The 14,566-nt window shown below is 39.5% G+C and carries 13 protein-coding genes; 11 read left to right on the top strand and 2 right to left on the bottom strand.

Annotated features, from left to right (window positions below; all coding sequences use genetic code 11):
- Positions 1 to 175 precede the first annotated feature (175 nt).
- From A6754_RS15460 to A6754_RS15450, 3 genes are all read left to right on the top strand, one after another.
- On the top strand, positions 176 to 1,441 hold the full coding sequence (locus tag A6754_RS15460; RefSeq protein ID WP_066447611.1) for a molybdopterin molybdotransferase MoeA: 1,266 nt from the start codon (positions 176 to 178) through the stop codon (positions 1,439 to 1,441).
- On the top strand, positions 1,435 to 1,959 hold the full coding sequence (gene mobB / locus A6754_RS15455) for a molybdopterin-guanine dinucleotide biosynthesis protein B (RefSeq protein ID WP_066447605.1): 525 nt from the start codon (positions 1,435 to 1,437) through the stop codon (positions 1,957 to 1,959). The genes A6754_RS15460 and mobB overlap by 7 nt, the downstream gene beginning before the upstream one ends.
- 154 nt (positions 1,960 to 2,113) lie before the next feature.
- A complete protein-coding gene (locus A6754_RS15450) occupies positions 2,114 to 2,851 on the top strand; it encodes a YwiC-like family protein (protein ID WP_066447602.1) in 738 nt (245 codons plus the stop codon).
- Between the two features lie 15 nt (positions 2,852 to 2,866).
- On the opposite strand, the gene A6754_RS15445 is transcribed toward A6754_RS15450, so the two are convergent.
- Positions 2,867 to 3,556: a Crp/Fnr family transcriptional regulator gene (locus A6754_RS15445; protein ID WP_066447599.1), complete on the bottom strand. Its 690-nt coding sequence runs from the start codon at positions 3,554 to 3,556 to the stop codon at positions 2,867 to 2,869.
- Positions 3,557 to 3,827: 271 nt separating this feature from the next.
- Between A6754_RS15445 and argC the strand changes: the two genes are divergently transcribed.
- From argC to argF, 7 genes are all read left to right on the top strand, one after another.
- Positions 3,828 to 4,859: an N-acetyl-gamma-glutamyl-phosphate reductase gene (argC, locus tag A6754_RS15440; RefSeq protein ID WP_066447595.1), complete on the top strand. Its 1,032-nt coding sequence runs from the start codon at positions 3,828 to 3,830 to the stop codon at positions 4,857 to 4,859.
- 12 nt (positions 4,860 to 4,871) lie between these two features.
- Positions 4,872 to 6,107: a bifunctional ornithine acetyltransferase/N-acetylglutamate synthase gene (argJ, locus tag A6754_RS15435; protein ID WP_066447592.1), complete on the top strand. Its 1,236-nt coding sequence runs from the start codon at positions 4,872 to 4,874 to the stop codon at positions 6,105 to 6,107.
- A gap of 13 nt (positions 6,108 to 6,120) precedes the next feature.
- The gene (gene argB, locus A6754_RS15430; RefSeq protein WP_066447589.1) at positions 6,121 to 6,894 is read left to right on the top strand and encodes an acetylglutamate kinase; all 774 of its coding nucleotides are present in this window, start codon (positions 6,121 to 6,123) and stop codon (positions 6,892 to 6,894) included.
- Positions 6,891 to 8,042, top strand: a complete 1,152-nt coding sequence (argD, locus tag A6754_RS15425; protein WP_066447587.1) for an acetylornithine transaminase — start codon at positions 6,891 to 6,893, stop codon at positions 8,040 to 8,042. The genes argB and argD overlap by 4 nt, the downstream gene beginning before the upstream one ends.
- A 106-nt stretch (positions 8,043 to 8,148) precedes the next feature.
- A complete protein-coding gene (locus A6754_RS15420) occupies positions 8,149 to 9,228 on the top strand; it encodes a carbamoyl phosphate synthase small subunit (protein ID WP_066447584.1) in 1,080 nt (359 codons plus the stop codon).
- Positions 9,221 to 12,337 (top strand): carbamoyl-phosphate synthase (glutamine-hydrolyzing) large subunit, encoded by a 3,117-nt coding sequence (carB, locus tag A6754_RS15415; RefSeq protein ID WP_066447581.1) that lies wholly within the window; start codon positions 9,221 to 9,223, stop codon positions 12,335 to 12,337. Before A6754_RS15420 ends, carB begins: the two co-directional genes overlap by 8 nt.
- The gene (gene argF / locus A6754_RS15410) at positions 12,334 to 13,290 is read left to right on the top strand and encodes an ornithine carbamoyltransferase (protein WP_066447579.1); all 957 of its coding nucleotides are present in this window, start codon (positions 12,334 to 12,336) and stop codon (positions 13,288 to 13,290) included. Before carB ends, argF begins: the two co-directional genes overlap by 4 nt.
- Before the next feature lie 58 nt (positions 13,291 to 13,348).
- Here the strand turns inward: argF and A6754_RS15405 are convergent, their stop codons facing one another.
- On the bottom strand, positions 13,349 to 14,152 hold the full coding sequence (locus A6754_RS15405) for an undecaprenyl-diphosphate phosphatase (protein ID WP_066447577.1): 804 nt from the start codon (positions 14,150 to 14,152) through the stop codon (positions 13,349 to 13,351).
- A gap of 156 nt (positions 14,153 to 14,308) precedes the next feature.
- Between A6754_RS15405 and A6754_RS15400 the strand changes: the two genes are divergently transcribed.
- Positions 14,309 to 14,494: a YjzC family protein gene (locus tag A6754_RS15400; RefSeq protein WP_180320287.1), complete on the top strand. Its 186-nt coding sequence runs from the start codon at positions 14,309 to 14,311 to the stop codon at positions 14,492 to 14,494.
- The last annotated feature ends 72 nt before the right edge of the window (positions 14,495 to 14,566 follow it).

Below are 14,566 nucleotides of genomic sequence, written 5' to 3'. Positions count from 1 at the left end.
TAATCCTTTCAATTGGATTTAGTGATTTATATCACATAAAATGAAAAAGTTTATGATCCTTCCTATAAAGAAGGGAAAAGTGTGAGTTAAATCATGATGTTCACTCAATAAGAGATTTATAATAGTAATTAGAATAGAAATGCTACAGATGTTTAGTACATAGGAGTTGATCATTTTGCTGGACAAAAGAAACCCAATCAAAATTGCTGAGGCTGTTTCGAGGGTAATGAAATATGAGAAAAAAGGTGAAACAGAATATAGTTCTATTTATACAAGTAATGGAAGATATTTAGCTGATGATATAAAGGCTACACACGATGTACCGCACTTTGATCGCGCACCATATGATGGCTTTGCTGTCCGCTCAGTGGATACTGCTCAAGCATCACAGAGCAATGAAATAGTATTTGAAGTTATTGATCATATTGGTGCTGGTCATGTTACAAACAAGGTACCAGCAGCTTTTGAAGCGGTTCGGATTATGACAGGTGCCCAAATGCCCGAAGGCTGTGATGCAGTCTTAATGCTTGAACTATCCAAATCATTCGAAAAAGATGGTAAGACTTATATGTCCACCAAGCGTAAATTAAAAACAGGTGAAAATGTGTCCTTTAAAGGGGAAGATGCTAAAACGGGAGAAGTATTAATTCATAAAGGGACCTTAATTAATCCCGGTATACAAGCTGTGCTGGCTACTTTTGGATATGCACAAGTACCCGTTGCAAAAAAACCTGCAATTGCCTTATTTGCAACAGGCTCTGAGTTATTAGAGGTAGAAGATGACCTTGAACCTGGAAAAATCCGCAATAGCAATGCACTAATGATTACCGCTCAAATTGAAAGAGCAGGCGGGAATGCCTCGTATTTAGGCAAGCTGCCGGATGACTTTGATACATGTTTTACTGCTGTAGAGAATGCCTTGCACGAGAGTGATTTCCTTATTACAACAGGCGGAGTATCAGTCGGTGATTTTGATTACTTGCCCGCTATTTATGAGAAACTTGGAGCTGAGGTATTGTTCAATAAAGTCGCAATGAGACCTGGCAGTGTAACAACTGTCGCCCAACTGGATGGAAAACTTCTGTTTGGGCTTTCTGGCAACCCTTCCGCCTGCTATGTTGGGTTTGAATTATTTGTGCGTCCGATTATTCGTACATTTTTGTTTTCTAAAAAAGCTCATTTAAGACGTGAGAAGGCTATTTTAACAGCCGATTTCCCAAAAGCTAATCCATTCACCCGCTTTGTCAGGGCGATTTTAAGTGTGGAAGATGGCAAGCTTGTCGCTGCACCAAGCGGTATGGATAAATCTAATATCGTTATGAGCCTTGCTGGAGCAAATGCCTTAATGATTCTGCCTGGTGGCAGCAGGGGCTACATGAGCGGAGATGAAGTAGACGTCCTCATGCTTGAAGAATTTACTGGCAGCGAGTGGCCATGGTAAAAAAAAAACCTTTTATTTTTCAAATCGTTGGATATCAAAATAGCGGAAAGACGACTCTCATAGAGCAAGTGATTCGCCGTCTTAAAGCGAATGGAAAAAAAACAGTTGTCATCAAACATCATGGCCATGGAGGAAAGCCTTCCTTAGATGAAGATAAGGATTCATTCAGGCATGTAAAAGCTGGAGCAGCAGCTGCTCTTGTTGAAGGAGACGGAAGGCTGATTCTTCATGCAGAAAAGCAGGAATGGTCCCTGGATGAGAAAATTGCCATGGCGACTTGTCTCAATCCAGACCTCATATTACTTGAGGGACATAAATATGAAGAGTTTCCGAAGGCAGTACTAATCCGCAAGGTCGATGATCTCCAGCTGCTCCATGAGCTGTCAAACATAATGGTACCATTTTATTGGGATAAACAATTGCAATTGAATGGTTTTTATATAAAAGATCAAGCTGGTGTGGAATGGCTAGTATCGTATTTATTAAAGAAAATAGAGGATGGTAAAACGGAGCTTTGATCATTGAGCTCCGTTTTTCTATTTAATTGTAAAAGCATCTAACCACTATTAACGGATTTAATTACATTCTGCTTTATCTGACGGATATGTGATATACAGCACTTAGCTTCATTCCGTAATCGTTTATGATAACGAGACAGGGGGGAGATACGGAATGAAATTATTTTTACCAAAACAGCATGGAGCGTGGGCGATGCTCATAATTCCATTTTGGCTTGGTGTTGCAGCAGCCGGAGATTCTGATTGGAGAATGCTTCTGCTATTTGCAGGATGGTTTTTCTTATATTTAGGGACATATCCATTTCTATTGCTGTTTAAAAGAAAAAAGAAAAAAGAGCATATGGTTTGGGCAGCTGTTTATTTTACTAGTGCATTTCTCTTGCTGATCATACCTGTAGTTCAAGAACCAAAGCTTGTTTGGCTAGGTATTTTCTTTATTCCGTTTATGCTATTAAATATGTATTTTTCATCCAAAAATCAAGACAGGGCATTTTTAAATGATCTATGTGCCATCATGATTTTTTCTCTTTCTGGGCTGGCAGGTTCTATATTAATCAATGGGTATGTGAGAGATTTAAGTATATTAATCACTATATGTACGCTGCTTTTCTTTACGGGCAGCACGTTATATGTGAAAACCATGATTCGTGAAAAATCCAATATTACATATAAGCGGCTATCTTGGGGCTACCACATCGCCATTCCCTTGGCGATATTCATTTTGGGCGAGCCGCTCGTTGCGATCGCTTATCTGCCGAGCTTATTTAGAGCCATCTATCTATATGGGAAAAAACGCTCAGTAATGAGAATTGGTATTTATGAAATCATCAATTCAGCTCTATTTTTTATCATAATGATTCTATATGTATTAGAAAAGCATCCGGCTTACTGAAGAAGCCGGATGCTTTTATTCGATGCTGCATATGGAAATCGGACAATTTTCACAATCGATTTCATCTTTTAAAAACGACAGATTATGTATCGTTATATAGCCTTTATTGATCGAGATAATCTTATTTTTCCTCAAGTCACTGAGCATGCGATTAATGACTTCACGTGATGTGCCGCAGAAATTTGCCAAATCCTGATTCGTTAGACTTGAATCTAGACGAATATCTTTTCCACTCGCCACACCATAGCTATTAGATAACCGTATTAACGTAGAGTAAAGTGCACCCTTTTTCCCATGAAGAACCAGATCTCTAAGTTTTGTTTGATTTATTTGGTTTTGAAGGGTGATCCATTCCAAGAGCTCAAGAGTCAGTTGATGATCTTTCTTCAGTAATTCATTTAGTTCAGCTTTTGGAATGACAGCCGCTTCGCCATCCTCGATAATTTTGGCACTATGCGTATATTGAGATTGTGCACAAAAGATGGACATATCTCCAACGATTTCTCCGCTGCCGCTCATTCGAAGTGTAAGCTCTTTCCCGTTAGGAATGATTTTAGTAATCTGCACTTTCCCAGTTAGAAGTAAGTATAGTCCCTTTGCTGCCTCTCCATCTTGAAAAAGATACTCTCCCTTATTCATTTTAACTTTATACGAAGCTGAAGCAGTAAGTTTTTGGAGTATAGGTGAAAGGTGTGTAGTAGACATCGGTCTTTGACTCCTCCTCTAAAATAACAGCGCTTTTGGCACATTTAGAAAGGCTAAAATTAGCAGTTAAGAATATTAGTATGGATAAATGTCTCTATTGCAAGTAATACTTAGCTACTATTTATACTATCACTATATAAAAAAATAACAATACATTTGAGATATTGGTTGATTTTCAGAATTAATATTTTTATAATAAGCATACACCAATTAATAAATATACAGTAAAATGAGTAAATATAAACAATGAAACGGTTAGGAAGGAGATTATATGAAGGCTTCAATTATTGGAACTACAGGATATGGCGGTGTAGAATTGCTGCGGATATTACATCAGCACCCTGAATTCGACATACATTCTATTCATTCGACTTCATCTGAAGAGCCTATCTGGAAGGAGTATCCCCATCTGTTTCCTGTAATGAAAGAAAAGCTGCAGCCAATTGATCTTGATGAAATCTCAGCAAAAGCAGATGTTGTATTTTTAGCAACACCTTCTGGCGCTTCAAGTGCATTAGCGGAAAAGTTGATGGAGAAGGATATTAAGGTTATTGATTTATCTGGAGATTTAAGACTAAATCCTGATTCCTATGAAAAGTGGTATAAGAAAAGAGCTGGAGATCCGTCTATTATAAAGCAAGCGGTTTATGGATTAAGTGAGTGGAATGAAAATGAAATACAAACGGCACAATTAATTGCAAATCCTGGGTGCTATCCGACAGCAACACTTCTTGGATTAGGTCCAATTGTAAAAGAAGGCTTGGTTGATATGGGGAGTATTATTGTTGATGCCAAATCAGGGGTGTCAGGAGCAGGAAGAGGATTAGCCAGAACGTCAAGCTATGCAGAAGCAAATGAGAATTTACGTGTGTATAAAATGAATGAGCATCAGCATATTCCAGAAATTGAAAAGCAGCTGCAGATATGGAATGAGGACACGAGGCCAATTTCATTTACGACACATTTGCTGCCTATAACAAGAGGGATTATGGCCACTTGTTACGCGCAGCTTCAGTCTGAATTTGAAACAAAAAATATTTTGGAGCTTTACCATGATACATATAGCGGGAAACCATTCGTTCATATTCTTCCTGAAAATCATTTTCCTGCTGTTAAGGAGGTAGCAGCTTCTAACTATTGCAATATCGGTCTTCATGCAGATCAGCGCACAGGCAGGATAACGATTATTTCTGTAATTGATAATTTAATGAAGGGTGCTGCCGGTCAGGCAGTCCAAAATGCAAATATTATGTTTGGGATGAATGAAGATGCAGGCCTGAATTTTGTGCCAATTTATCCATAAGGAGGATGTATTATGCAAGCATTGTCACAATCAGCAGAAAAGATCAGTGAGGTCCAAGGCGGCAGTATTGTTTCACCTATTGGCTTTAAAACAGCGGGAGTCCATGCCGGCCTTAGATACTCTAAAAAAGATTTAGGCGTTATTTATAGTGAAAAACCTGCTCAAGCAGCAGCCGTATATACAACAAGCATGGTGCAGGCAGCACCTCTGCATGTGACCAAAGACAGTATTGCGGCAGAAGGATTAATTCAAGCGGTTGTTGTCAATAGTGCTTGTGCAAATGCATGTACAGGAGAAAGAGGCTATCAGAATGCATTGCAGATGCGAGAATATGGAGCAAAACACCTCGGCATTCCTTCCCATTATGTAGCCGTAGCCTCTACTGGTGTCATTGGAGAATTTCTGCAAATGGATAAAATTGAACAGGGCATAAAACAATTAGCACCAGATTCATCCGGCAGCTGTGCAGAAGACTTTCAAACAGCGATACTGACAACAGATACAGTGCAGAAGTCCTGCTGTTATACTACTACGATTGACGGAAAAACGATATCAATGGGAGGCGCAGCGAAAGGCTCTGGCATGATTCACCCGAATATGGCTACAATGCTTGCATTTGTTACAACCGATGCAGAGGTGGACAGCGGTTCACTGCATGAAGCGCTAAAGGAAGTAACCAATCATAGCTTTAATCAGATAACCGTTGATGGAGACACCTCAACAAATGATATGGTTCTGGTCATGGCTAACGGGAAAGCAGATAATTCTCCTTTATCTCCTCAGCATCCAGAATGGAAAGCTTTTGTTCAGCTGCTTTCAATGACATGTGAAAATTTGGCGAAGCAAATTGCACGGGATGGTGAAGGTGCCACGAAGCTAATTGAAGTTGAAGTGACAGGTGCAGTTAATGATGATGATGCAAAAAAAGCGGCTAAACAAATTGTTGGTTCAAACCTCGTTAAGACTGCCATGTTTGGAGCTGATGCTAACTGGGGCAGAATCATCGGCGCTTTAGGTCAAAGTGGAGTATCTATTGATAACAGTATGGTTGATATCAGAATAGGGGATATTCAAATGCTGCAAAAAAGTGAACCACAGCCTTTTTCTGAAGAAGAAGCCACTGGCTACTTGAAAAATAAAGAAGTGAAAATTACCGTCGATCTCCATCAGGGAACAGGTTTGGGAAAAGCATGGGGCTGTGATTTATCCTATGATTATGTGAAAATTAATGCCAGCTATCGGACGTAGGAGGTAAGATCAGATGAGAAAGATTGTGATCAAGTGCGGTGGCAGTGTATTGGATTCGTTATCTCCATCTTTTCTGCAAAATGTAAAATCACTAAAATCCGAAGGCTATCAGTTTATTTTTGTTCACGGAGGAGGTCCAGATATTAATAAAATGCTTGAACTTGTTCAAGTTCAAAGTGTATTTGTAAATGGACTGAGAAAAACGACAAAAGAAGTATTAGAAACTGCTGAAATGATCTTGTCAGGCAAGACAAACAGAAAGTTGACAGCTCTGCTGCAAACAAGCGGCCTTAAAGCCTTAGGTATTAATGGAAGTGATGTTAGTCTGCTGCAGGGAACGTACTTAAATGAAAAAGAATTGGGATATGTCGGCAGCATAGAAAATGTAAATACAGAATTTCTTCAGAGCATATTAGCTCTTCAAATCATACCGGTCATTACACCTATTGCTTTGGGTGAAAATGGAGTGAAATTTAATGTAAATGCCGATACAGCTGCTGCTGCGGTTGCGGTTGCAATGGGTGCTGAGCGATGCATTTTTGTCACGGATGTACCAGGCATAAAAATCGGCGGAGAGTACTGCTCAAGTATTGAGGTGGAACAAATCAATTCTTCAATAGAAGACGGAGAAATAACTGGAGGGATGATTCCAAAAGTAAAATCCGCCATTTCAGCTCTAGAAGAAGGACTAAATACAATCAGTATTGTTTCGGGGAAAACAGGATTTTACGACGGTCAAAGTTGGCTTGGTACAGAAATCAGAAATAGGAAGGAGCTGCAAATATGAGTTATCTTTTTCCGGTATATTCAAAATGGGAAGTGGAACCTATTTCAGCTGAAGGAAGCAGATTAATCGATAAAAGCGGAAAGAACTATTTAGACTTCACTTCCGGGATTGGTGTCTGCAACTTAGGACATCGTCCTGCCAATGTGCAAAAGGCAATAGAAAACCAGCTTAATAGCTTTTGGCATGTATCCAATCTATTTATTCAGAGTAAACAGGATGAAGCTGCCAAGCTGCTGGCTGAAGCAGCAGGTCTCGACCTTGTTTTCTTTTCCAACAGCGGTGCTGAAGCAAATGAAGCTGGCATTAAACTGGCTAGAAAAGCGACAGGACGCAATAAAATTATCACATTTTCAAACTCATTTCATGGGCGGACATTTGCAGCCATGTCTGCAACCGGTCAGAAAAAAATCCAAACTGGTTTTGGCCCATTGCTTCAGACATTTAAACATGTGTCATTTAATGATCTAGCAGGACTAACTGAAGAATTGGATGAAGACACAGCTGCTGTTATGCTTGAGATTGTTCAAGGAGAAGGAGGCATCCATATAGCAGCAAAAGAGTTTTTGAAGGAGCTGCAGAATCTATGTCAAAGCAATGGAACATTACTGATTGTAGATGAAATTCAAACAGGAATGGGAAGAACAGGAAAGCCTTTTGCTTACCAGCATTTTGATCTGACGCCTGATATAGTGACGGTTGCTAAAGGACTTGGAAGCGGATTACCCATTGGCGCTGTCATCGGAAGTAAAAAACTTGAGGAAGCGTTTGGACCTGGCAGCCATGGATCAACATTTGGCGGCAATCCAATTTCGGTTGCAGCGGCTACAGTGACAATGCAGACTATATTTGAACCTGGCTTTTTGAAAGAAGTAATGGAGAAGGCTGATTACTTAAAGAATTCATTAAAAGAATTACTGAGCAATCCTTTTGTAGCGGATGTTCGGCAGCTAGGTTTGATGGCAGGTATAGAGCTAAGGAAAGAAGCTGCACCGATTTTAGCACAGTTGCGGGAGCAGGGTTTACTGCTGCTTCCAGCCGGTGAGAATGTGATTCGCTTATTGCCCCCATTAACGGCTACTTACGAACAAATTGATGAAGCAATGTACATTGTTAAAGCAGTATTAAATGAAGTGCACGCAAAAGTTTAAAAAGAATCCAGCGTCTTATCTCTGCGGAAAACAGAGGCCAATTTTTTGTTCGTTATGCATAAAAATAAATGTATATTAATAAAAATACATCGTTTGAGGTGTTCACATGGAAGGTTACCTGCACTTAGAAAACGGAGAGACCTATAAAGGAGAATGGCTGTCCCATTCATTAGATCATGAGGTAAAAGGGGAAATAGTCTTTTTTACTGGCATGACAGGCTATCAGGAAGTGATCAGTGATCCTTCGTACAAAGATCAAATCATTGTTTTTACGTATCCGCTAATTGGAAATTACGGAATCAATGAAGACCATTTTGAAAGCAAAAAACCGCATGCAGCGGGGGTTATTATTTATGAGAACAGTGAAATGCCATCACATTACAAAGCCAAATATACGTTTAAACAATATTTGGAGAAATGGAATGTACCGGTATTAGGGCACATGGATACAAGGGCGATTGTCAAGAAAATAAGAGCTCATGGCACAATGGGAGCTGTTATGACAAAAGAAGCTGACCTTGATAAAAAGAAATGCTCTTTAAAAAAGGATCAAAAGGTAAGGAAGGTAGTGTCATCTGATATTGAACATTTTGGAGATGGAAAAAAGCATATTTTGGTCATTGACTATGGTGCAAAGAAATCGATTGTCGACTGTTTGCTGAAAAGAAATTGCCGGGTCTCAACCATTCCATACTCTGCATCCATCAATGACATTCATAATCTTAAACCAGATGGAATAGTCCTCTCAAATGGTCCAGGAGATCCAAAAGAATTAGAACAGAAGCTACTTGTTATAAAGGAAATGGTGCAAAACTATCCCACGCTTGGAATTTGTTTAGGACATCAGCTGGTTGCCCTAGCTCTAGGTGCAAACACCAAAAAGCTGCGATTTGGTCATCGCGGGGCAAACCATCCGGTTGCTGATCTGGAAAGAGGAAAGGTATTTATGTCCTCACAAAACCATAGTTATGTTGTGGATGAAGACAGTTTACACGGTACTGGTCTTAAGAAAAGATTTATCAATTTACATGATCAGTCTGTTGAGGGCCTTGTACACGAAGAGCTGCCTATACAAACCGTTCAGTTTCACCCTGAAGCACATCCAGGGCCGTCTGATGCAGAATACATTTTTGATGAGTTTTTGAAATTGACTACGCTTAAGAAGAGGAGTTATATAAATGCCTAAAAACAACAGTATCCAGTCGATCCTTGTGATTGGATCAGGCCCGATTGTGATTGGGCAGGCTGCAGAATTTGATTATGCAGGCACACAAGCATGTGCAGCATTAAAAGAAGAGGGATATAAGGTTATCCTCGTAAACAATAATCCCGCAACCATCATGTCTGATGAAAAGTTTGCGGATCGTATCTATGCAGAACCGCTAACTGCTCTTAGTCTAACCAAAATTATTGAAAAAGAACGTCCTGATGGCCTGCTTGCAACCTTAGGAGGGCAAACGGGACTGAATCTTGCTTTTCAGCTGCATGAACAAGGTGTACTAACCAAATTTAATGTTAAGCTATTGGGCACAAGTATCGACTCCATTAAACGTGGAGAAGATCGAGAAGCTTTTCGTGCAACAATGAAAAAATTAAATGAGCCTGTGCCAGATAGTGAAGTGGTAACAGATGTAGCTGCGGCAATAAAGTTTGCTGAGGAGATCGGCTTCCCAATTATTGTTCGTCCAGCTTATACACTTGGCGGAACTGGAGGAGGCATTGCTGATAGTATGGAGGTGCTGAAACCTCTTGTTGAAGGAGGTTTGAAGGAAAGTACGATAGGTCAATGTCTCGTTGAAAAAAGCATTGCAGGATACAAGGAAATTGAATACGAAGTCATGCGTGACTCGAGTAATACGTGTATTACAATCTGCAATATGGAAAATATTGACCCAGTCGGTATTCACACTGGCGACTCAATTGTCGTTGCACCTTCTCAGACATTGACAGATGAAGAATATCAGATGCTGAGAACTGCCTCAATCAAAATTATTTCGGAATTGGGCATTATTGGTGGATGCAATATCCAATTCGCACTAGACCCTAACAGTCAGTCATACTATCTTATTGAAGTAAATCCGCGTGTCAGCCGCTCTTCAGCCCTGGCTTCCAAAGCAACCGGATACCCAATTGCAAGAATGGCTGCAAAGCTGGCAGTTGGTTATCAATTATCAGAATTGATTAATCCTGTAACAGGAGATACGTTTGCAAGCTTTGAACCTGCGCTGGACTATTGCATTGTCAAATTTCCGAAATGGGCTTTTGATAAATTTCCATATGTGGATCGAAAACTTGGCACACAAATGAAAGCGACAGGAGAGGTAATGGGAATAGATCGGAATTTTGAACGTGCTCTCCAAAAAGCAGTTCATTCATTGGAGCTGGACTGCATTGGATTATCTTTACCAGAGCTGCAGCAGTGTAAAACCTCTTTATTACTCCAATATTTAAAAGAGCAGAATGATCAGCGCTTCTTTATCATGATGGAATTGCTTCGCAGAGGTATGAAAACAGAGGAATTACATCAAGCAACCAACATGGATTATTTCTTTTTAGCTGCATTTGAACGTTTAGTGAAGATCGAAGGACAAATTAAAGGAACGTCAGCTGAAACCGTAACAGAGAAAGACCTTGCATTCTTTAAAGAAAAAGGTTTCTCTGATACATTCTTAGCTTCTGCCTGGAACAAAAAAGAAGCAGACATTCGCCTTTTGCGCAAAGAACTCGGTGTTTTACCTGTTTATAAAATGGTTGATACGTGTGCGGCTGAATTTGAAGCACAATCCAATTACTTTTATTCAAGCTATTATGGAGAAAATGAACAAACCTTTAGCGATAAACCTAAGGTGCTTATTATTGGGAGCGGTCCTATTCGGATCGGACAGGGAATCGAATTTGATTATTGCTCCGTTCAAGGTGTTTATGCGTTAAAAGATGCCGGAATTGAAACCATCATGATTAATAATAATCCCGAAACAGTGAGTACCGACTATACGACTGCTGATCGCTTATATTTTGAACCGCTGATACTAGAAGATGTTCTTAATGTAATCGAAGCTGAACAGATTGAACAAGTTATTGTTCAGCTAGGAGGGCAGACTGCATTGAACTTGGCAGAACAGCTTGAAGACTATGGGGTTACATTACTAGGCACAAGCTCAAAAGAAATAGCAAAACTAGAAGACCGGGAATTATTTTACCAGCTGCTCGATGAATTGCAGATCCCTCATATTGACGGAGATTTGGTTCATTCAAAGCAAGAGCTGGATAATGCTGTAGATAAGATTGGTTTTCCTGTCCTGCTTCGTCCTTCATATGTAATCGGCGGAAAAGGGATGGAGTTAATCAGAGATGGTGTTAGCTATAAAAACTACTTGCATTCTAAACGGATTGTCTATCCAGTTTTAGTGGATCGTTTCCTTGAAGCAAAGGAAGCAGAGCTTGATTTAGCAGCTGATGGAGTTCATATCCATGTACCAGCGATCATGGAGCATATTGAACATACAGGTGTTCACTCAGGCGATAGTATGTCAATGCTGCCTCCGCAAACCTTGTCACTAGCAGTACAGGAAAAGATGCTTACTTACGCAAAACAGATTGTCCAAAAACTGAATTACAAAGGCTTAATGAACATTCAGTATATTATAGACGGAGAACAGGTGTATCTGCTGGAGGTAAACCCGCGTGCAAGCCGGACAGTGCCTATTGTCAGCAAAGTAACTGGTGTTCCAATCGTACAAATTGCGACAAAAATATTGCTTGGGAAATATGACATGGAACAAGATCAATTTCCTGCACACCAATTTCCCTTTGTATGTGTTAAATATCCTGTATTTTCAAATTATGCGTTAAAAGGTTTGGATAGTTTTGTTGGACCGGAAATGAAATCAACTGGTGAAGGGATTGCCTTAGCTTCTGATATCACAGAGGCATTAAGAAAGGCATTCGAATCGAGTTTAAAACCAGGATTTGAAAAAGTAATCATTTCTGCTGATGTTTCCGTGATACAAGAATTTGCGGATGAATGCAGCAGTTACGGTGTGAAAATGGTTCCTGCAAATGCTTTTGATTGGAGTCATGATAAAGCTATAGCATTGTATAATCCCTTCGAAGGCAATCATGCTGCGGCTGAGAGGGAGCTTGCTGTAAAGAACAGATTAATTTCGTTCTCGAAGAAAGAATCATTGGAAGCCTTTTTACAGGCGTTAAAGAATACAGAGTGGGAAGTAACGAGTATGAATGAATGGCTGCTGAGAAGCGGGTTAAAAGTAAGTGAAGGAGTGAATGTATCATGACAGGACTTATAGCAGATGAAATCAATCTAAATATGAAAGGCAAAGATTTTTTAACACTGGCAGATTATAGCACAGAGGAAATTAAAGGTCTTTTATTGAAAGCACAGCAATTAAAGCAAGGTATCTATTCAGGGGAAGACCCCACGCCTTTAAAGGGTAAAATACTCGGCATGATTTTTGAAAAATCATCGACGCGCACAAGAGTATCTTTTGAAGCAGGGATGCTGCAATTAGGCGGGCATGCTCTCTATTTAAACAGCAGCGATCTGCAGATAGGCAGAGGAGAGAGTGTTGCTGATACTGCAAAGGTGCTATCGAGCTACGTTGATGGTATTATGATCCGCACTTTTTCCCATAAATTAATTGAAGAACTGGCAGAACATGCAACCATTCCTGTGATAAATGGGTTAACAGATCTTTACCATCCGTGCCAGGCGCTTGCCGATATGTTAACAATCCTTGAAGAGAAAGGAAGTCTGAAAGGAATCAAGCTTGTTTATGTCGGTGATGGAAATAATGTTGCACATTCTTTATTAATCGCATCCGCTAAATTGGGGATAAATATGACTATTGCTTGTCCTAAAGGCTACGAGCCACAACAGACTGTATTACAGCTGGCCAAAGAATTTGCACAGAAGAGCGGTGCAGAGATTGATGTAAACTACGATGTTGAGGAGAGTGTGAAAAACGCAGATGTCATTTATACGGATGTCTGGACGAGTATGGGACAGGAAGAAGAGAACGAAAAACGACTTATGATCTTTAAAGATTATCAGGTAAATGAAGAACTAATGGCATTAGCCAAGCAGGATTCAATTTTCCTTCATTGTCTGCCGGCTCATAGAGGTGAGGAAGTGACAGCAGCTGTTATTGATGGTCCAAACTCTTCAGTATTTAATCAGGCAGCAAATCGTCTGCATGTTCAAAAAGCACTTTTATCAGAATTATTATAAGCCTATTTATAAAAAATGCTCAATTCCGTTATAAGGAATTGAGCATTTTTGGGTCTAATCAGGAAAATACTAAAACGAGTGTCCCGGCGATAAAACAATAAAAAGCAAAGATCTTCAGATTGCCTCGAGCCATAATGCCCATAAACCATTTTAAAGAAAAATAAGAGGCAATTAATGAAGCAATAAACGCTATGACATATGGAATAGCAAGGGTAGAAATATTCGGATCGTTCAGCATGTCGCTAAAGCCTAATATAGCACTCCCAACACTAACGGGAATATACATTAAAAAGGAAAAGCGCAAGGCTGTTTCCTGCTTCATGCCTAACCCCATTGCAGCTACAATGGTAGCTCCTGATCTGCTTATACCAGGAATTAACGCTACTGTTTGTGCAAGACCAACAATAATTGCATCTTTTAAAGTAATGGTTGAATCATTTTTTCTTCCCCGCAGGTTTCTGATGATCCAGAGGGCAACCCCTGTAACTAACAATGTAATACCAACGGTTTTAATATTGCCTGTTAAATAATCACCAAATAGTACACCAATTACACCTGCCGGAATTGTTGCAACAATTAAATAAATAATAAAACGAAAGTCCGCTTCTGCCTTTTGGTCCTTCGTTTTTAAATAGAGCACACCATTTTTGACGAGCCTATATATATCTTCTCTGTAGATGAGAAGGACAGCAATTAAAGAGGCAGTATTGACAAGAATAGCAAAGCTCATTCCTTCAATATTTAAGTCAAAAAAATAAGCAGCAATTTCTACATGTCCGCTTGATGAAACGGGAATGGGCTCAGTTAAGCCTTGAAGTAACCCAAGGAATAAATATTTGAGCAAAGTAATAAAATCAGTCACATTGTTATCCTCCAGTATTAAGATGACACCATTTCATTAAACAATAAAAACAGTATATAAGTAAAGCAATAGCTTGAAGTTCAATGGAAATAATTTTACTAAATTGAATAAGACATAAAGGCAATACTAATAAAGCCTTATTTGAATAAGGAGGTTATTCTTTTGGGACAAAATCGACAATTTAAAGCAGGTCAGGCAGCACCTAACAATGGGATCTATATAGAAGTCGGCGAAACTGGAAGCAATGTCAACAACCCGCAAATGATCAAACTAAAAGCTGGTGATCATTTTCCTGAAAACTCAAATCATAATCGGATATGGACATACAAACGCAAACCTTAAAACACAGCAAAAGCCATTCAATGAAAAGTTGAATGGCTTTACATATATAAAAAAACGGATATAATAAAATAA

It is taken from the genome of Cytobacillus gottheilii, from assembly GCF_001636345.1.
In the GTDB taxonomy this organism is placed as follows: Bacteria; Bacillota; Bacilli; order Bacillales; family Cytobacillaceae; genus Cytobacillus; species Cytobacillus gottheilii.
The sequence above is the reverse complement of the archived record's forward strand: the minus strand, read 5'-3'. Positions and strand labels throughout refer to the sequence as shown.